The following is a 20,743-nucleotide window of genomic DNA, read 5'->3' as shown; positions in this document are numbered from 1 at the left end:
GCATTACCCTTCCATGAAGAATCTTAATTATTCTGCTTCGATTGCCGTGGACGCAATGACTTATTCAATCGTTGTCGATTTCCCTTTGCTGTCTCTTGCGGACGATTTTTTATGCTCCACCATGGAGCTCGGACAAGCACATCCTTAAGGTCGCCGAGATGCAAAGGAGCCATAGGAGATAAATACGGTATGCCAAATGAACGAAGACGACACATATGACTAAAAATAAAAAAGATGGCTATTAATATGCCGTATAATCCCAGCGCTCCACCTAATATCATTATAGGGAAACGTAGCATTCTGATTGCGACTGCTTGACTGAAGCTCGGAATGATAAAAGAAGCGATACCGGTGCTGGCAACAACAATAACCATAGGGGCAGAAACAAGACCGGCCTGAACAGCGGCTTGACCAATTACCAAAGCTCCAACAATACTCACCGCCTGTCCAATCGGCTTCGGTAGACGAATCCCTGCTTCCCGTAATCCTTCAAAGGAAATTTCCATCAGCAATGCTTCGACAATAGCTGGAAAGGGGACCGTTTCACGGGAGGCGGCCATGCTGAATAATAGAGTAGTCGGAATCATTTCCTGATGATACGTTAAAACGGCAACATAGAGAGATGGTAATAATAAAGCAATCCCCAAAAATAGAAAGCGCATCCATCGGATCGTTGTTGAAATCATATAGCGTCCGTAATAATCCTCACTTGCCTGTAGCATTTCATAAAAGGTAACCGGAACAGTCAGAGCAAAAGGGGTATTATCAATAATAATACCTACTTTCCCTTCTAATAAATTGCCGACGACTTTATCCGGTCGTTCAGTACACTGGACTTGTGGAAAAATAGAGTAAGGATTGTCTTCAATTAACTCCTCAATATATCCACTTTCTAAAATCGCATCAAGGTCAATACGGTTAATTCTTTCGTGGACCTCAGCTACTAAAGATTCATCCGCAATACTGTCCAAATAAGTAATGACAATATCCGTTTTCGATAATCGCCCCACCTTTAATGCTTCCATTTTGAGTTGGGGGGTTTTCAATCTCCTACGAATGAGACTCGTATTGGTTCGTAAGTTTTCCGTAAATCCTTCCCTAGGACCGCGGATAACAGCTTCTGTTGCCGGTTCTTCGATCGCACGGGACTCCCATGCTCTTGCACTGATGAATAGGGATTGTCCTGTACCGTCAAAGATTAAAGCGGCATCCCCAGACAGTACATGATCTATCACCTCTTGAAGTTTTGCTCCGCTGCTTATCTGTGCAGCAGAAATTACTTGATTCCGAAGTATAGTCTCCAATTCCTCAAAATGAAGCATCGAAGATGACAATGAATCTTTCCCATATTCCAGCAAAGGTTTGATGACATCGTCATCAATCAATTCTATGTCGGTAAGACCATCTAAAAAAATAAGCATTCCTTTTTGCATCTCGCCCAATCGAAACTCCCTATATACGATATCGGATGAGCGATCAAAGATTATTCTCAGTTGTTCTATATTCTGCGAAAGATCTGTGCCAAGTTTATCGCTTTCTAAGAGGGACTTAATGGTTGGTGAGGATTCACATGGAGAGTTTGTGTGTCTTTGTTCAGAAATCCCTAAATTTTTCAACCAACCTAGTGTTACTTTTACCATGCAAAATCCCCCTCACGTTGAATTCTTTATAATTTTCACACCGCTTTTTACCCAAATTTCTCAGGAAGGTTGAGAGAAGCTGCTCCCTTAATGCAAGAATCATGCTTTTTTTCCAACAGATGAAAAAAATAACCTACGTATAAAGGAAACTACTAACAGAATAGCCGTAATGATTATGTAGAAAGCGCCCATAACTGCAATCAGTATTTCCAAAATAGTGAAAGTGTATAAATTTATATTAACCAAAAGCTTTGACAATATCTCATTTACGTAATAATACATACACCCCCCGATGAAAGAGATGAGCACAACAGCAAAACAAATTTTTATCATTTTGGAATCCCTCTTCATGTATATTGGTCAGTATGGTTAGATATATTATTTTTCGCATCTTATCTAAATGGTATTATTTCCTTAATTTAGTTATAAATACTCAATTGTAAACTATCTCTAACTTGCTTTTTGTACTTTAAGAAAGTATAAATTTACAGCTAGACGTTCATTTGATGTAGCAGGAAATGTTCGGAATAAAGTCTATGTGAAACGATGCTTCTTACTTTGCTAATCGGCAAATTTTTTTAGAAAAACAAAAGTTAAATTCAACCAACATGTCTCATTTTAACTTTTGTTTAAATAAGAGAATGCATGTTAATAATAGCTAACAAACAAAAAAATTGATGATTTGGAGAAAGAGGAAAGCTCTACTGTGACAATTCAGATCCGTAGATTAATTTCTCATTTTCTCCTTGATAACCCAAGGTGGGGATAAAATGAATCAGGAAAAAATAGGAATAAAACAACTCTGTTTTTTAATGTTAGCTTTTGAAATGGGAACGGCTATTATGCATTCCTTAGGAACAGAAGCAAAACAAGATACTTGGCTGGCTCTGTTAGTTGGCATGATTGGTGGATGTATTTTAATATCAATTTTTACTACATTATCTGAGTATTATCCGGGTAATTCATTAATTCAAATCATTCAAACTATTTGTGGGAAGTTTATTGGATATCCATTATGTATCACTTATATTATTTATTTTATAACTCAAGCTGCAAGGATTAGTCGAGATTTTGCTGAACTTATCATTTCTAGCGTTTTAGTTGGAACCCCTACTCTGATTATTATGGCAAGTTTTGTAGTTGTTATTATTTATACTCTTCGTGGCGGCATTGAAGTGTTTGGAAGAATGGCAGAAATAATGTTCCCTATTGCTCTGATAATATTTATTTCTACATGGATCATTATTTATGCTTCAGGGGTTGTCGATCTGAAACAACTTACTCCTGTACTTGGTACAGACATAAAAAATATATGGAAGGCATCATTTCCTAATCTTTTCTCATTACCATATGGAGAATTGATTGTATTTACCATGGTTTGGCCATCGTTAAAAGATAGCATGAAGATAAAGACAGTAGGTATGTTTGCAGTTTTAACTGCAGGAGCAATATTAACTATTAATATGATAGGAATGCTATCTGTTCTTGGGCCTTATTTGATTGAGAGAATCAATGCACCTCTACTAGTGACAGTACGGATGGTTTCCATAGCAGACTTTCTTGAGCGGATTGATGCGGTTGTTATAATGATGATGGTAGCAGGAGGATTTTTTAAAGTAGGTGTATACATCTATGGCGCTGCGGTTGGAACTGCTCATTTAATTAAGTTGCAAAGTTACCATTCTCTTTTTATTCCACTTGGTGTGATTATTGTCTCTCTAGGGCAGGTTATGGCAAGGAATTTTGCAGAACATTCTAGTATAGGGTTGATATTTGACATGACCTATGTGCACCTACCGTTACAATTTGTGATACCCGGTTTGTTATTGATGATTGCATTTTTGAACCCCCGTAAAATGCAAAAAAAATAAAATTTCTTTAAACTAATTCACTTGTTTTGAGATGTTTTTTTGCAGGATTTAATTAGAGGACGCGTTGAACATCCATTAACTTGGAATGAATTGATTGATGATTATTAATTGTACAGAGATAATTAAGGGAATTTGTCTATCAAGCTGAAAGGATGGAGATAAAATGACCATTATTGGAGAATTAGGGGTTTTGTATGGTGTGACAGGAATTAGATGTAAATATAATTATATATCCTTTTAAATTATGAATATTGCCTAATGCATCATCAAATTGGCCTTCTTTGAGTAACTGAAGGGGAAAATTGTGTACTGCTGAATTTGTTTTTTAAAATTTAGCAACTAGTAGTATTCCGCCCTTACTTTTATTAATTTTTTGAACCAAGTCAATCTCATTTTCACTATCTACATAACCTGGAGGCCTTCCTATTAAACTTACAAGTGAGCTTTCACTTTTGTGATTGGCGAAATTGATTTTAGCTATATGGGAACTACTATCTAAAAAAGTTTTTTGATAATTCACCTAATTCGGTTTTTCCAAGGTCAGATGGTTCCAATAGAAGAATAGATATTATAAATTGATCACCTACATGCTCATACAAATATTTAAATGTTTTTAGTTCTTTTATAAATACCCTCTTGATAGAAGAAATGATGTATGGTGTAAATCCACAATTTTTATTTTTAATATTATTATACAATAATTAAATGGATATCTCATACAAATAGTATTCTTAAAATTTGATAAATCCTAATAGTTATAACCTGTTAAGTAGATGGACCTTAATCTTAATATTCAAACGTAATTTCACGTACCGTATTTATTGTAAATAATGGGGTTGTAATAAGAACGAACATTCTGTTCTTGGAGGATAAAATAATGGTCGATTACTCAAAATGTATGAATCGGTGGATTAAATTTTATTCTTAAGTATTAGTACTTATATTTTTTTGTAATATATAACTTACAACTATTATTCTTTGCTATCACGCTTTTATGAGAACAATTCCAATTTAAAACCAATGAAAGTAATGTTTTTTCTGTAACTGCATATGCAGGTAACGCCATTCTCCTTTGATTTTTATAGGTTTCATCCAATTTCCAAGATAGTTGTACGCTTTTATTTTCTCCTTCCAAATTTGATAAATTAAGTGTCCATATTCATGAACCCAGCGCATAATAATAACTAACGGTTACCAAAATATTATCTTGTTTAAATTGCTTTCCTTTAAAATATCCCATTTAAGATTCTCCTCATTCTATTTTACAAAAATTTTGCTTTGTTTTAAAAACTTTGCAGCAAAAACTACCAGTAATTTAAGGAAGAATCCGGAATGGTAAAATTAAGATGTATATTAAAATTTGAGAATGTATTATAATCCTTTGTAGAACCGGTTCCTTGAATTGGTTAGGGAGATTTTAGATGAAAGTGAAAAGGGTTGCCAATAGGACATTACAGCATATTATTGGCTGAAAAGAGAATATTATAAGTACAACTCATTTTACAACGTGTCTTTGACTTGTTTTAAGGAACAAATCAAAGGTAGCACAAACAAAAATTGAAGAGCAGCATTTCTGTAGGAACTCGGATTTGCCTCCTTTTTATAGTTCGTGAACTCTCATCCACATCTTAGTGGATATATAGGAAAAAATTGTTAGTATAATTAATTTTTCTGAGCACTGCAACAATTTCGCTTTGTCATTTGTATACATTGTAGAAAGACACAAAACAGGAAGAACACAACGAAACATTGTTGGAAAAAGTCAAAGTTCAGCTATATAAATTAATATTTTCTTTTTGTGACCTTTTCATTTATTAAAAATTTCTGGAGGAGCTTACAATGAGAATTATAAAATATGTGATCATAGCAGGATGCCTAGCTGGTTGTTTGGTAGTGGGTAGTGCTAGTTTAATGGGAAGAGCTCTAACCAGCGATTCCACTGTAAATTCAATGTACAGCAGATATTTCATTCATGAATTGAGTAATAGGTTTTATAAACCATTAAAAAATACTATTTGTCCTATAATAGAGAGACAGATTAATTTACTAAATTAGTATATTCAAAATCACAAGGAGTTTATTCATCAATTGTTTGAACTTACAGCATAAGATATGGTTTCGTTAGAAACATATGCGCTTTATTCTCTTTTATTTTTGTATCAGGCTTGGAAAACATACCTTGAATAAACTCCCAGTATGGATAATTCTTTAAAAAGATAGAGAATCCGTTTAGTCTTTTCATAGAATTAAAAAAATTAAAATCATGTTTTAGATGAATAGAGATAGAATAAATATAATAATCAATAGAAATTGAAGAAAAAGAGGACTCCTGTATGCTTAAGAGATGTTTAATCATTTTTTTTATTATTACATTTTTTTGCTTAAGTATATATATGTTAATGCAAGCAAATAAAAGTAGGATACAAAAACTAAATTCATTTTCAGATTCTAAAAGTAAAATAGAAAATGATAAGCCAAAAGTAAATACTGAAAGGCGCGCCCGTTATGAGATTGCATCGAAAAAATTAGACCACTACTTAAAAGAAAAAGAGTTTAATGGAACGGTACTTGTGACGGATAGAAATCATGTGGTATTACGAAAAGGGTATGGCTATTCAAATATGAAGGATAAAGTGTTAACGACACCAAGAACAAAATATCGTATTGGTTCTATCACTAAAACAGTAGTCGCAGTATCTATATTACAGCTGCAAGAAAAAGGGATGTTAAATATAGAAAACAATGTGAATCAATATATCCCTTCATTCCCCGCGGATAAAAATATTACTTTAAGGAACTTATTAACGCATACATCTGGACTACCAGAGCAAGGGAAGGGAAAGGTAGATGCAGCATCACATGAAAAATTAGTAAAATGGATTGGTTCACAAAATCTTGAATTTCCTGCGGGTACAGGCTGGAGATATACAGACTATAATTATATGGTCCTTGCTTATATTGTAGAACAAATCTCGAAGCAACCATTAGCTGAATATGTAAAAGAGCATATTTTTACTCCAGTTGGAATGCATCAATCTGGTATGGGGGGAAAGCTCCCTGAAGATATATTTTTGGCAGAAGGTTATACAAAGAAAAATAATGAATTCGTATCTACTCCTAAGTTGAAAATACACTGGTTATACGGTTGTGGTGAAATGTATACAACTGTAGACGATATGAAAAGATTAGATGAGGCAATTCTGACGGGAAAACTGCTTTCCAAGCAAAGTTTATTAGATATGTTCAATGTAACTTCTACAAGGAAATATGGATTTAGTTTTTATGTTTATCCAGATTATTTCCATAATCATGGTGTATTATCTGGATGGAATACATTTAATAATTTCAATTGGGATAAGCAAATTTTTGTCATTCTTTTCTCAAATGTTCAAAACGGAATGGACGATGCATTTAATCAGGAATTTCGAAAGATGGCAAAAGAATTATTAGAGGAAAGAAAGGTAGAGGGCTAGAAATTAGTTGCTTGCTCTTTGCAGGTAGAACATATTTTGAAATTTGATGATAGCGAGACATCCGTAAATCTTGTTTTATGAAGGTTGCTAATACTCTCCATGGATTAAAGCTTCGTTTTAAAAAATAGGTGCTTCTTCAAGAATAGCACCTATTTTTTTTTAGAATCATGTTTGTTGTTACTATCTTATAAGCTTCTTTTAAATCGCTATACAAACTATCAACTTGACGATTCAATTCTTTATTTTCTTGCACTAATTCTGTATTCTGCAAACGTTCATAGGCTTTTTTATTAAGCGATAATAAGGTTTTTTAACGTACAATAAAGTCCTTTAAAAAATAATAAAGTTGTCGAGGCAGAAAACGTAGTAATTGAATCAGCAAGATTGAAAGTATTTAAATTATTATTTAGAAGGCGTTTCTTCATCAGAAGAAACGTTTTTTTAGGTTTTATTCCTTTCCTTGAATATTTTACACCACTTTATTTCTGACGAAAGTCAGTTATAATGACAATGAATTAATGATTTAATAGGAGGAGATACAATTGAAACATACAAATAATAAAATTTGGACGTTATCATTCGTCTTTGTGGTAATTTCCAACGCATTATTATTTATGATCTTTGAGATGCTATTGCCTACCTTACCTTTATTTGTTACCGAAATAGGAGGCGGAGCTAGTCAGGTTGGTTTAGTTACTGATATATTCACACTTTCAGCTATGCTAACTCGACCATTCGCAGGTTTACTTGCAAGTAAAATGGATAAGAAGTTTTTGTTGATTTTTGGAATTCTAATAAATGCTTTTTTACATCCCACAACTGTTCCACTTCTAGCTGTTAATCTTGTTTTTCCTTAAAAGCTTGCGGAGACAAATGTTTTTGTTCCGAACCTTCTCCACGTTCTATATCAAAGCCTTTTTCACGCATTTTCATAGGAAAATCATTTTGTAACGATATTAATTCTTCTTTCGTGAAAATATCTTTGGCTCATAAACGATAACCTTCAGTAATCGGCATCACATCAACATGCATCTGTTGCGATGCTTCATCCATGTGAACCATTGCATATAACGTGTTTTGTTTACCATAACGCTCTTGAATACATTCTAATAAATTCTCAAAATAGCGTCTCTGTTCTCTTGGACTTAATGAATTCATATAATCCGGCGAAGCAGTTATAACAAATAGAATTAGCCCGAGGTTTTCGTTTCATCCCCTCACAGATTTCTTGTTTAATGATACTCTCATATTTCAATTTTTGTTCATTTAACAAATTATAATTTTGTTCGCTTTTCGAATAATCAATGTCCAAATTCGATCTCTTTTTTCATTTATAGATAGTGTAAAAACTTAGCTTTATAGCGATGTGGCGATACCTCTTATAGTATATCTATTTTTATGCTGGTGGGTATAAAGTAGAGCTTCTAAGTTAAAAAGACTAGAAAGTATATTGACGCCATCAAACATTATGATATAATCTATTCCATGAAATGAAAACCGTAATCATTCCTATTTGCGTTTTGTGAAAAAAGAAAATGTAAATAAAAAACAGTGTAAAGGATAGTTGTGATGATACAGGAAATAGAGTTTATAAAATTTAATCCAACTCAAAATATGACAATTCTCGTTAAGACTAATCATCCAGTTAAAGAGTATAAGACGATTGCAAAAAAAATTATGTCGTATGACAGTGTGTATGCAGAACAAGTAGGATTTATAGAAGAATCTACAAAGTATGAAGCCGACGCACTTCTTCAAATGGCTGGAGGTGAGTTTTGTGGTAACGCTTGTATGGCGCTTGCAACCTTTATTGCTAATAAAAAAGGACTTCAACATAATGATTTAATAGAAATATTATTAGAGGTTTCGGGAACAGACGAACTCATAGTTTGTCAAGTAAGAAGAGAGTTTGAGGGGTATTATTGCCAAGTTACTATGCCTGTTCCTAAAGAGATAGAACAGAAAACTATAAAGCATGAAGGAAACGATTTGGACATTGTTATAGTGAATTATCATGACGCTATTCATATAGTGATAGAAGTAGAGGCTATTAGTGAATCAGTGAGAAAAAAAGCCCAAACATTAGCAAAATCACTGGCATTAACCTTAGACACTAAATTGATAGGTATCCTATTGTATAAATCGAATTCTAGTGAATTGGCTCCGCTTATCTATGTTCCAAATCTTGATAGTATGATATGGGAACGGGGATGCGGTTCAGGTACTGCCTCTTTAGGAGCTTATTTGGCTTGGAAAAATCAAAAGGAGGTTGTTGTACATGTAAGACAACCTGGTGGAACTATTACTGTTTTTTCCAAATGTCATGAAGAAGAGTTAACAAGTCTTAAAATTGAAGGAGGTGTTGAAATAGTAGCACAAGGAAAAGCTTTTATAACTGTTTAACTATTACATTGTATTGGAGAGAAAATGAATGAATGACTTAGAAAATTTTCTGAAATGTATGATTAATTATCTGGAGAGATTTAATACTTTGACAGGAAGATATGATCACACTATCAATAATTGCTTGGAGTTAGAGACATTAATAGATGAATACTCACACTTCATTGTAAACACGCGGAACAAAGAAATATGGGAGAAATTGCAGCAACAAGAACACTATGATTTGAAGCAACTTGCGGTTTCCTTAAGAGAAAAATCAGCGTTTTGTGTAGCTATTATGGAAAAATATCGTGCATTGAAGCTTCTAACTGGAGTTGCTGAAATAACTGATTACTTTAAGAATATCGAATCATGTATTGAAAAAGAATTTGGGAGTTTTCAAATTACTTCTGATTCAAAAGTATTACTAGTAGGATCAGGTTCATTTCCAATGACACCAATATTAATTGCTAAGCGAACTGGAGCAGAAGTTGTTGGCATAGATATTGATGATGAAGCTATCGAACTTGGATTAAATGTTGTAGAAAGACTAGGTGCAGGATTAAATATTAGATTAGAGAGAGTACCAGTAGAAAATCTTGATTTTACAAAAGACGCGACTCATATCATTTTTAGTTCGACCGTTAAAGATAAATATAACATACTAGAAAAATTACATACATTAACAAATGAAAATGTAGTCGTAGCTATAAGATATGGTAATCAGTTAAAGTCTCTATTTAATTATCCTTCGAGGGAAGTCGATAAACAAAAATGGAATAAAGTTGATGACATATTGCGTTCAAATGATGTGTTTGATATTGAGTTGTATCAAAAAGTATAACCTGTTTACTTATGAGAAAGGGAGGATTTTATGAGTGCTTTTAAGCGTGTCTTAGTATTAGGAACTGGCCCTACATCTATCCAGCTTGCTGTGAATTTAAAAAAACAATTGAATAGCAAAGTGGGGATTTCCGGAAGAGAATCTGCTCGTTCACAGAACTTTTTTTCAACTTTTAAGCAAAGTAATCATCTAGTTCGTGTAAGTATTCAAAATGAAAAACATCGAAATATGGAAGGTGAATACTTAGTTGATCAAGTTTTTAAAGGATATGAAACAATTAAAGGTAATTGGGATACCATTATTCTCTCTGTAACAACTGATGCATATATTGAAGTAATAAAGCAGATTGATATGGAGCTTTTGAAACAAGTAAGGTGTATTGTTTTAATTTCTCCGACTTTTGGTTCAAACAGCTTAATAAGTAATTATATGTTTAGTATTAATCCAGAAGCAGAAATTATTAGTTTTTCTACATATTATGGGGATACACGATGGATGCACGACAGCCCTTCTAATCATGTTTTGACAACAGCGGTTAAGAAAAAAATCTATATAGGTTCGACGGATTATCCATCAAAAAATGTCGATATACTCTGTAAGGCATTTGAACAATTAGGAATTACTCTAGAAATCATGAAATCTCCAATTGAGGCAGAAACAAGAAATATTTCTTTGTATGTCCACCCACCATTATTTATGAATGATTTTTCGCTAAGTGCAATATTTGAGGATATAGATACTCAAAAGTTTGTGTATAAAATTTATCCTGAGGGTCCAATTACACAATATTTAATACATGATATGCTGGCCCAATGGAAAGAAATTATGAGTATTGTAGAAAAAATGAAGATTAAAAGACTTAATTTGTTGAAATTTATGACAGATGACAATTATCCAGTAAGATTGGAAAGTCTATCTCGGCAAGATATAGAAAATTTTAATCATTTAGAAAGTATCCATCAAGAATATTTATTGTATATACGTTATACATCACTATTAATTGATCCTTTTCAGAACCAGATAAGGATGGGAAATATTTTGATTTTTCAGCTGTTCCAATTAGAAAAATGTTTGTCAATAGAGAAGGATATTGGGATATCCCGAGAATGCCTAAGGAAGACTATTATCGTATCAAAATAATACAAGGAATTGCAAAATATTTAGGTTTAAATTGTCCAACAATAGATAAATTCATTAAAACATATGAGAGTAAAATTGAAAAAGTTGCCCGATCCTATAAAGGAGAATCATTATCTAACGCATATTTTATTCAAAGTTTCGATGAAGATTTAAATATGATTTGTAGTGAAATAGAAAAAAGTATTGGAGAAAAGATGGTGGAATAATTTTATCTTAAATAAAATAGACTAATATACCATATAAATCGTAATGATTTCGATTTATTCAGTATTCTAATCAATAGGTTTGGAACGTTAATCATAGTTAAACAGCAACAATAAATTACACCTAAATTAAGAAGACTAAAGGGAGAGGAATATTTTGTTGATGAAAAGGTTTAAGTTAGTGACTCTAGTTTTTTTTACTTTATGCGTTCTAGCTGCCTGCTTTGTAATTTTGAAAAGCCCAGATAGCAAGAAGAAGGAGAGTGATCCTTCAACCAGTAATAAAAAAACATTAACTTATGCGGTATCTAAAGATATTAATGATATGAATCCGCATTTGTATACAGGTTCGATGTCCGCTCAAGGAATGGTATATGAATCATTAGTTGAAAATACAAAAGAAGGGATTAAGCCTTTACTTGCTAAATCATGGGAGATATCAAAAAATGGAAAAATATATACTTTCCATCTAAGGCAAGATGTGAAATTTCATGATGGTGAACCATTTAACGCAGAAGCAGTGAAAAAAAATATTGATGCTGTACAAAATAATGCACAAAAGCATTCCTGGATTAAACTATCAACAAAAATAGTAGCTTGTAATGTGGTAGATGAATATACAGTTGAATTGGTGCTATCAGAAGCATATTATCCAACTCTAGTTGAATTATCTATGACTAGACCTTATGTATTTATATCACCTAAAAATTTTGTTAATGGGGGAACAAAAAGTGGTGTAAATGGCTACAACGGTACAGGTCCATATATTCTCGATGAACAGAAAATCGATGAATCCGCAACTTTTAAAGCAAATGAAAACTATTGGGGTGGCTCACCTAAAATTAAGAAGATTACTTCGAAAGTTTTGCCAGCAGGGGAAACAACATTTTTAGCATTACAAAAAGGAGAAGTTAATTTTGCTTTCACAGATGATAGAGGTGCAGACAGTATTGATGTCGAGGCAATGAATCAATTGATTGATTCAGGTAACTATCAAATTGCTAGAAGTGAAGCGATTAATACGAAAATTATTGTGGCTAATAGTAGTAAAACTGATAATCCAGTAAGTGAAAAAGCCGTTCGTGAGGCCATTTGGTACGCTATTGATAGAGAAACAATTACTAAGGATATTTTAAATAATACCGAAACAGTAGCTAATACACTGTTTTCTTCTAATGTTAATTATGCGGACGTTCCATTAAAGAAACGAGGCTATGATTTAGAAAAAGCAAAAGATATTTTAAAAAAAGCAGGATGGGTATTGCAAGGTGATGCTGTTGTTAGAACTAAAGTTGGCAATAAACTAGCAATGAATCTTTATTATGATAGTAATTCTCCTTCTCAAAAAGCAGAGGCTGAATTTATTCAAAGTTCGTTAAAAAGTACAGGTATTCAATTAAAAATTATTGGTGAACAATCAACTTCAATCGCTAATAGAAGATCAACTGGGGACTATGACTTATTATTCAATCAAACATGGGGACTAGCATATGATCCACAAAGTACAATAGCTGGTTTTACCTCCAATGCTTCTTATTTGCATACTACAAGTGGTATTGCACAGGCAGACGAGCTTTACAGTAAAATTGCTGAGGTTATGGTATCAGCTAATGAGGAAGCACGAAAATCATTGTATGCTGAAATTTTAAAAATTGTTCATGAGGAAGCAGTCTTTATTCCAATTTCATATGGTCGTGTCACTGTAATCGCTCCTAGAAACTTAAAAGGCATCTCATTTAAGCAAACACAATATGAGTTACCATTTGAGAGAATGAACTTTAAATAGGGATATAAAGGGGGATTTCCCCCTTTTATTTATTAATATTTTTTATTCAAAGGAGGTTTTCTATGGGAATCTATATTATTAAAAGGCTATTAATATCAATTCCTTTACTTTTAGTTGTTTCATTGGAAACGTTTTTTTTAATAAATCTTTCCCCTTTAGATCCAGTTGAAATGGTACTACGTGCACAAGATATTCCAGAAATAACAGATGAATTAATTGCGCAAACGAAAGAGAAGCTAGGGCTGGATAAACCATTTATAGAACAATATATACATTGGACCATTGCCTGCTTGCAATTAGATTTTGGGAATTCATACGTCACAGGAAAACCAGTTTGGTCATTAATAGGGCCAGCCTTTCTAAATACATTAAAACTAACCTTAGTGTCATCTGTTTCCATTATTATTTTGTCAATATTATTAGGTGTGATCTGTGCAATGAAAGAAGGAAGGGTAATTGATAAATCAGTAAGAGGGATTTTATTCTTTTTAACAGCAATGCCGCCATACTTGCTTGCCGCTATTATGATTTGGTATTTTTCTGTGAAATTAGACCTACTACCAACAAGCGGGATGGATTCGTATAAAAGTTATATTCTTCCGGTTATTGTCATCACGGTAAGTTATACAGGCATTTATTTTCGAACTGTTAGAAGTTCGATGTTAAATAATCTAAATGAAGATTATGTACTGTATGGAAGAGCGTGCGGCTTAACAGAGAGGAAAATTATTATACATGTTTTAAGAAATTCATCGCAAGTTGCCGTTTCAATATTTTGTATGTCTATCCCTATTATATTGGGAAGCACAGTAGTGATAGAAAATATGTTTGCATGGCCGGGATTAGGAAGTCTGAGTGTTAAATCTATCCTAAGTAGAGATTTACCGGTCATCCAAGCGTATGTACTCATACTAGCGGTAGCATTTGTGTTGTTTAATATAATTTCCGACATCATAAATGCTGTAATGAATCCTAAATTAAGGAATGATCTATAAGTGAAAATACTAAAATCTTTAAGTGAAGATAAGTTAGCCATTATATCTTTGGTAGTCATTGTTGTGACAATTGTTGCTGGTATATTTGCCCCTCTACTTGCGCCACATGATCCCGAGGAAGTTAATATGAGACTTCGGTATGCAACCCCATCGTGGGAATACCTATTCGGTAATGATCACTTAGGGAGATGTGTCTTATCTAGACTAATTTATGGAATTCGTCCTAGCATTCTATGGGTTTTAGTTACGTTATTGATAATTGTTTTAATTGGAACTATTTTAGGCCTCATAGCCGGTTACTTTAGAGGACGAGTAGATGCTTTTATTATGAGGTTTTGTGATATTATGCTTTCTTTTCCAGGGTATGTTATGGCATTGGCAGTTGTGGGGATTCTAGGCGTGGGTTTTAAGAATATACTACTTGCGTTTATATTAATCAAATGGGCATGGTTTGCTCGAGTAATCAGAACATCTGTTATGCAATATTCAGAGTTAAACTATGTGAAATTTTCTAAAGCATCTGGTATTAGTGATATACAAATTATATGTAAGCATATTGTTCCTGTTGCATTGCCTGATATAGCGGTTATCTCAAGTAGCTCTATTGGTTCAATGATTTTACAAATATCGGGTTTTTCATTTCTAGGTTTAGGAGTTCAAGCTCCAAATGCCGAATGGGGAATGATGCTAAATGAGGCGAGAAATATTATGTTTTCAAAGCCTGAGTCAATGTTAGCGCCCGGGTTAGCTATTATTACTTTGGTATCGGCTTTTAATTTTTTATCAGATGCACTTCAGATTGCTTTAGATCCTAAATTAAGAGCTTCTAATAATCATGCTCGAGAAAACGGGATCACCTTTAAAGATAAGTTCAAAGAAAAAGAGGTGGCAAAATAAATCTATGAATCTGTTAGAAGTCAAAAACTTGAGAATTTGGGATAACAACACTGGTAGACTGATCATTGATAATAGCTCATTTCATTTGAAATATGGAAATTGCCTGGCGATCGTAGGAGAAAGTGGCAGCGGTAAATCAGTAACTTGTAGGTCAATTATGAGATTGAATAAACCTTGGATTCATCAATCGGGAGATATTCTATTTAAAGGAGAAGACTTAAATAGTCTTTCTGAGAAAGAGATGAGGAAGAAAAGGGGAAAAACCCTTTGTATGATTCTACAAAATGGCATGAGTGCATTTAATCCTTCCTGTGTGATTGGTGTCCATGTGAGAGAAACACTTGCTCAACATTTTGGTTGGGATAACAGCAAAATAGAGTGGAAAATGAAATATGCCATGGAAAGTGTCATGTTGAAAGATCCGATAGAGATTATGAATAAGTATCCATACCAGCTATCGGGTGGAATGCTGCAACGAATTATGATTGCGTTGGCATTAGTATTAGAGCCCGATATTATCATTGCTGATGAGCCGACCACAGCACTAGATACAATTACACAATTTGAGGTCGTTGAACAATTTATGACATTAAGGGAAAGAATGGGTTGTTCGATGATTTTTGTTTCCCACGATTTAGGTGTTGTAAAAAAAATTGCCGATAACGTTTTGGTGATGAAGGATGGGAGAGTTATTGAAAGAGGAGATATCCAAACCATCTTTTCAGAGGCACAACATGAATATACAAGATATTTAGTATCCACTAGATTAGCACTGAGTAATAATTTTAAGAAAATAGTGGGGAGGGGTTCTAATTGTTGAAAGTTGATCGTGTTGAAAAATCCTATAATAAAGGTGGATCCTTTTCTAGAGAAAAGCAGAAAATCTTGAAAAAAGTTAGTTTTGAGTGCAAAAATGGCGAATGTCTCGGTATCATCGGAGAAAGTGGCAGTGGAAAATCAACGTTAGGACGTTTGATATTAGGAATTGAAAAACCTGATCGTGGAACAGTTGTATTTGAGGGAAAGCGTGTAGAGGACAGAACGGTGAGGCTAGGTAATATTAGCGCTGTCTTTCAAGACTACACTTCCTCAATTAATCCATTTTTTACTGTTGGAGAAGCAATTATGGAGCCATTAAAAACTCAAAAAAAAGATCAAAAAGAATACAATAGCAAGATTGATAATCTATTAAATCAAGTGGGGTTAAATCCGTCCTATAGAAAGAAATACCCTCATGAGTTATCAGGAGGGGAGATTCAGAGAGTATGTATCGCAAGAGCCATCTCAACAGAGCCAAAATGCATTTTATTAGATGAAGCAATCAGTTCTTTAGATGTATCTGTTCAAAAACAAGTGCTTGAATTATTAAAGAAGTTCAGAAAGATTTATGATATGAGTTATATTTTTATAACACATGATATTCAGGCTGCTGCCTATATCTGCGATAGAATTATAATCTTTAAAGATGGTCAGATTGAAGAAATAACTCAGATTGAACAATTAAAGGATGTTCGTTCAGAATATGCAAGGAAATTACTGAGGATGGTAGTAACGTTTTGATTTTATTCACGAGAAGTATGCCTCATTATTTGTAGATATGAAAAGAGTACGCTGCAGTATTCAGAGTTATAGAATTAGGAGGAGAAATTGTGAATGGAGCTATGTCTTGGCCTTTTCTGCGTTTATATATATTAGTTTTTCTTTATTTTAGTGCTAATGCCATATTAAACGTTATTATTCCTTTACAAGGGGGGATATTAGGGGCGAACAATACAACAATTGGTTTGATTATGGGAGGATATTTATTTACAACTATGTTCTTTCGCCCGTGGGCAGGCCATATTATTCAACAGCAAGGCCCGTTAAAAATATTACGTATTATTCTCATTCTCAATGGTTTTGCTTTAATACTATATACGATTGCTGGAATAGGGGGCTTTTTAATTGCCCGTATACTACAAGGAGTTTCGACAGCTTTCTTCTCAATGGCATTACAGATGGGTATAATTGATGCGCTGCCAGAGAAGGATCGTTCTCAGGGGATTTCACTTTACTCTTTATTTGCTAATATGCCAGGTATTATTGGACCCGTAGTAGCATACAGCATTTGGGAGACTGGAGGAATGGATTATTTTACAGTGGTACTAATAACGATTGCTATCTCTACAGCGATGTTTGGCTATAGTGCTAAAATGGAAAAAAGCAAGAATCAACCTGTTTCAGATAGTAATGAGCAAGAAGTAAGTATCCTTAAATCTTTTACGCAGTTAGTAAGAAATCCAATTTTATTCAAATGCAGTGTGTTAATGTTAGTTGCTTCAATTGTATTTGGAGCTATTACAACCTTTATACCACTATACGCTACACAATTAAAAAGTGGTAATGCTGGAATTTATCTCATGCTTCAGGCGGGTACTGTTGTCTTTGTTCGTTTTGCTTTAAGAAAAAGGATTCCTTCAGACGGTAAATGGCATGCGTCTTTTATTATGGGGACTATGCTTCTTTTAGCAATAGCTGCACAGTGTGTAAGCTTTTCTATAACAGGTGGTGCAGTTTTTTTCTATATGGGTGCAATTTTAATGGGAATACCTCAGGCACTTCTCTATCCGGCATTAACAACGTATCTGACTTTTGTCTTGCCACAAAAGAGTCGTAATGTGTTAATTGGTTTATTTATTGCCATGGCAGATTTAGGTGTTTCGCTAGGTAGTATTACTATGGGACCTATAGCTGATTTTTCTTCATACTCATTTATGTATATGATTTGTGCTATCTTGGGTGCCACGATGATTTTTTTTGCCTATTATTGGCGAACAACATAAAAGGAGCTTTCCGAAGGTTTCATTTATCACTTTTAAAAAATTAGTTGAATATAGTTGAACAATATTTTAAGTCTAGAAATTTGGTTCTGTTGCAAAGAACTACAGCAATTAGTAGTGATTGCTTAAAACCTGTTTCAAATCTATAGACCTCTCTATATTTTTTCCAACTTTGCAACAGAAACCAACAACAAAATGAAGATGAACGAGAGAAAATCATTAAAATGATACGTGATTTAAAAGCTAGAGGAGGAAATAACAGCGCAGAAGTTATTCTGAAACATTATGATTACATCATTTTAGCGGAGTCAAATAAATAGAAGGATCCCGTGAAATCCAGTTTTTAGAGAATCGGGGATCTCCTATAAGATATTGTGACCGAGAATGAAGGAAGTCGGTAAAGGGTGATTAATCTAAATTTTTCGGAAATGAAAGTGGTAAATATGTCCAAATAAATAAAGCCCTCACCGGGTGTGCAAGGCTAGAGCATAGGGTGTTAGATCGTTGCATGACTAAATACTATTTCGCTTTGATAACCTTTTTAATAAATATAATTCAAAAATTTCAGCGATATGTTGGTTTCCTGATGCTCCCCCCAACAAGGTAGTCATATTTAATCATCGCCGCATCTATAGCCTTTAGAAATAATAAAAGAAGCCCTTAAAAGGGCCTCTTAATTAGCTCCAAGTTGTCGTAAAATGTCGTGCACATCAACATGTGATCTTTTCTCAATAATCTTGCCGTCAGCAATTTGCAACAGCATCATCAGAGAAAATCTAACGGATTTACTTGTTGCAGGGACACCAAGAAATGGAATTCCTGTATGTGTACCTTCAAACATGAAGTAAACGGCAACTTGATTTCCTTCAGCTATCATCGCTTGAATCGGCATTTTGAAGCCTGGAAACGCATCAAAGTTTTTCTTTTCTGATTCAACAAGACCTTCTACACCAGGAAACGGTGTATCCACTTGTGGGTAAAAAACAAAGTCTGGATGACAGAAATCATGTAGGGCCTCATAATTCTCTTGCTGAATAGCTTCATAAAAACGACGGACCAATTCTTTATTCGCTTCAACTGACATAATAACGGTTCCTCTCTCTATAAAATAAATTCTACAATTGCTGTGTATTTCTTTAATTAAAATGTGTAAGATTCACCATCGTCTGGTACTAACACATTAGACGTGATTCCTTTTTCATTAATAAAGCTCTTTAAGTCTTCTCTAGACAATGCCCAATGGTTTACAGCTTCCATGTGGACAGCAATAATTTTTGCATTAGGAGCAGCCGTATAAACTTCATAGACATCATCTTTCCCCATAATAAGAGAACCGCCTTCAAAGAATTGATTGTCTCCAGCATTTACCACAATGATTTCAGGTTTATTTGTATCAATCACTTCTTGGACAGCGTCGTACCATACTGTATCCCCAGCCACATACAATGTTTGCTCAGTTGGATGCTTGAAGACAACGCCACACACTAAACCAGCAAGTTTTAAGATTTCCCCTCTTCCGTGTTCGCCTTTTGTTTTGATTAACTGGATACCCTCGAAGACTGTATCTTCTTGTAAAACCTCTACATTTTGGAAATCAGCGTTTCTAACTTCTGCAGCATCTTCTTCATTTTGTACAAACATTTTTATATTTTTTGGCAATATTTTTTGCGCTGCCTCGTCAAAGTGATCTAAATGTAAATGAGTAACAATGACAGCGTCTATACTATTAATAATATTTTCAACTGATATTGGTAAGCTAACTAAAGGATTATTTTGATCTTGTCTTGGTGAATTTGGGAAAGGTGGGTAAGTACCTTTCTCAGCTAACATTGGATCTATTAAAAACTTTTTCCCTGCATATTCTACAACAATTGTTGCATTTCTAATTTGTGTAATTTTCATAATTACAACTCCTTTATTATTTTTGTTTAGTTGCTTACGTATATTCTATACATGCGCAATATGTATTTACATAGATAAAATCAAGTGTTTTTGTATTTAGACTTGAAGTTTGAAAAAGTAACATATTTTTGTGTTCATGATTATTAAATAAGGTAAACAACATTCTAATTGGAGAAAATGTAGAGATTCATTTAAAATAATGTGTGGAGAACAAATGTTAAATTATTCTTGTTTAAAGTAAAAGTGTTGGGCTATTTTCAAAAAGTTTGTTATCAACACAGGTTTTAGTATTACCAAACTGCTTGAGAAGAGATACATTTACATAAACGTTTTTTACACTTCTTTGAAAGGATTTGATTTCATGCTGGATCAAACAGACATGCGAATATTAGAAGAGTTGTCCCAAAATAGTCGTATTACTATGAAAGAATTAGGAGAGAAAGTTCATTTGACAGGACAAGCAGCTGCATCTAGAGTTGCTAAATTAGAGGATAATGGAGTAATTGAAGGTTATAGCATTAAAGTAAATCAAGTTAAGTTAGGTTGCTTTATGTATGCTTTTATTAATATCTATATAAAAGATACACATCATCAGCCATATCTTTCTTTTATTAAAACACAAGAGAAACACATCATAAATAACTATAAAATTAGTGGGGATGGTTGTTATCTTCTTGAATGCAGATTTCCATCAAATGAATCATTAGATCAATTTTGACGGATTTAAACAAGCATGCAAATTATAAATTATCTATTGTAATTAAGAAATGATGCATCGCTAAAAATGAGTT

At 33.5% G+C, this 20,743-nt stretch carries 13 protein-coding genes and 5 pseudogenes; 13 read left to right on the top strand and 5 right to left on the bottom strand.

Annotated features, from left to right (window positions below; translation table 11 throughout):
- Positions 1–23: 23 nt before the first annotated feature.
- Positions 24–1,640 carry a spore germination protein gene (locus tag IQ781_RS27385; protein WP_242808398.1) on the bottom strand — a complete coding sequence of 539 codons (1,617 nt, stop codon included), beginning with the start codon at positions 1,638–1,640 and terminating at the stop codon, positions 24–26.
- A gap of 770 nt (positions 1,641–2,410) precedes the next feature.
- On the opposite strand from IQ781_RS27385, the gene IQ781_RS27380 reads away from it, so the two are divergent.
- Positions 2,411–3,511, top strand: coding sequence for a GerAB/ArcD/ProY family transporter (locus IQ781_RS27380; protein ID WP_242808397.1), 1,101 nt, complete (start codon positions 2,411–2,413; stop codon positions 3,509–3,511).
- 1,026 nt (positions 3,512–4,537) lie between these two features.
- Here the strand turns inward: IQ781_RS27380 and IQ781_RS27375 are convergent.
- Positions 4,538–4,751: pseudogene (locus IQ781_RS27375) on the bottom strand (IS6 family transposase); the annotation flags it as partial.
- Between the two features lie 1,093 nt (positions 4,752–5,844).
- Between IQ781_RS27375 and IQ781_RS27370 the strand changes: the two are divergent.
- Positions 5,845–6,984, top strand: coding sequence for a serine hydrolase domain-containing protein (locus IQ781_RS27370; protein WP_242808396.1), 1,140 nt, complete (start codon positions 5,845–5,847; stop codon positions 6,982–6,984).
- Positions 6,985–7,526: 542 nt separating this feature from the next.
- Positions 7,527–7,787, top strand: a pseudogene (locus IQ781_RS27365) (MFS transporter); the annotation flags it as partial.
- Positions 7,788–7,821: 34 nt separating this feature from the next.
- Here IQ781_RS27365 and mobV read toward each other — a convergent pair.
- Positions 7,822–8,257 (bottom strand): annotated as a pseudogene (mobV, locus tag IQ781_RS27360) (MobV family relaxase).
- 296 nt (positions 8,258–8,553) lie between these two features.
- On the opposite strand from mobV, the gene IQ781_RS27355 reads away from it, so the two are divergent.
- The 9 genes and pseudogenes from IQ781_RS27355 to cntE all read left to right on the top strand — a co-directional run bounded on the left by IQ781_RS27355 (position 8,554) and on the right by cntE (position 18,053).
- Positions 8,554–9,387 (top strand): histidine racemase CntK family protein, encoded by an 834-nt coding sequence (locus IQ781_RS27355; RefSeq protein WP_242808395.1) that lies wholly within the window; start codon positions 8,554–8,556, stop codon positions 9,385–9,387.
- A 28-nt stretch (positions 9,388–9,415) separates the two neighbouring features.
- Positions 9,416–10,210 carry a class I SAM-dependent methyltransferase gene (locus IQ781_RS27350; RefSeq protein WP_242808394.1) on the top strand — a complete coding sequence of 265 codons (795 nt, stop codon included), beginning with the start codon at positions 9,416–9,418 and terminating at the stop codon, positions 10,208–10,210.
- 30 nt (positions 10,211–10,240) lie between these two features.
- Positions 10,241–11,556: pseudogene (locus tag IQ781_RS27345) on the top strand (opine metallophore biosynthesis dehydrogenase).
- 160 nt (positions 11,557–11,716) lie between these two features.
- Complete coding sequence (gene cntA / locus IQ781_RS27340) at positions 11,717–13,339, top strand: staphylopine-dependent metal ABC transporter substrate-binding lipoprotein (protein ID WP_282093706.1); 1,623 nt, start codon at positions 11,717–11,719, stop codon at positions 13,337–13,339.
- A gap of 62 nt (positions 13,340–13,401) precedes the next feature.
- Positions 13,402–14,334, top strand: a complete 933-nt coding sequence (gene opp1B / locus IQ781_RS27335; protein ID WP_242808393.1) for a nickel/cobalt ABC transporter permease — start codon at positions 13,402–13,404, stop codon at positions 14,332–14,334.
- Positions 14,335–15,231: a staphylopine uptake ABC transporter permease subunit CntC gene (gene cntC, locus IQ781_RS27330; RefSeq protein WP_242808392.1), complete on the top strand. Its 897-nt coding sequence runs from the start codon at positions 14,335–14,337 to the stop codon at positions 15,229–15,231.
- A gap of 4 nt (positions 15,232–15,235) precedes the next feature.
- Positions 15,236–16,051 (top strand): staphylopine uptake ABC transporter ATP-binding protein CntD, encoded by an 816-nt coding sequence (gene cntD / locus IQ781_RS27325; protein WP_242808391.1) that lies wholly within the window; start codon positions 15,236–15,238, stop codon positions 16,049–16,051.
- Complete coding sequence (locus tag IQ781_RS27320; RefSeq protein ID WP_242808390.1) at positions 16,045–16,791, top strand: ABC transporter ATP-binding protein; 747 nt, start codon at positions 16,045–16,047, stop codon at positions 16,789–16,791. Before cntD ends, IQ781_RS27320 begins: the two co-directional genes overlap by 7 nt.
- 89 nt (positions 16,792–16,880) lie before the next feature.
- A complete protein-coding gene (cntE, locus tag IQ781_RS27315; protein WP_242808389.1) occupies positions 16,881–18,053 on the top strand; it encodes a staphylopine family metallophore export MFS transporter CntE in 1,173 nt (390 codons plus the stop codon).
- Between the two features lie 670 nt (positions 18,054–18,723).
- Here the strand turns inward: cntE and IQ781_RS27310 are convergent.
- Entirely contained in the window at positions 18,724–19,134 is a 411-nt protein-coding gene (locus IQ781_RS27310; RefSeq protein ID WP_242808388.1) for an ester cyclase, read from the bottom strand.
- 56 nt (positions 19,135–19,190) lie between these two features.
- Entirely contained in the window at positions 19,191–19,952 is a 762-nt protein-coding gene (locus tag IQ781_RS27305; RefSeq protein ID WP_242808387.1) for an MBL fold metallo-hydrolase, read from the bottom strand.
- Positions 19,953–20,313: 361 nt separating this feature from the next.
- On the opposite strand from IQ781_RS27305, the pseudogene IQ781_RS27300 reads away from it, so the two are divergent.
- Positions 20,314–20,723 (top strand): annotated as a pseudogene (locus IQ781_RS27300) (Lrp/AsnC family transcriptional regulator).
- Positions 20,724–20,743: the final 20 nt, after the last annotated feature.

Origin of the sequence: Bacillus sp. N447-1 (assembly GCF_022701035.1) — a bacterium.
GTDB lineage: Bacteria > Bacillota > Bacilli > Bacillales > Bacillaceae_G > Bacillus_A > Bacillus_A cereus.
Note: the sequence above shows the minus strand (reverse complement) of the source record. Positions and strands in the feature narration are given on the sequence as shown.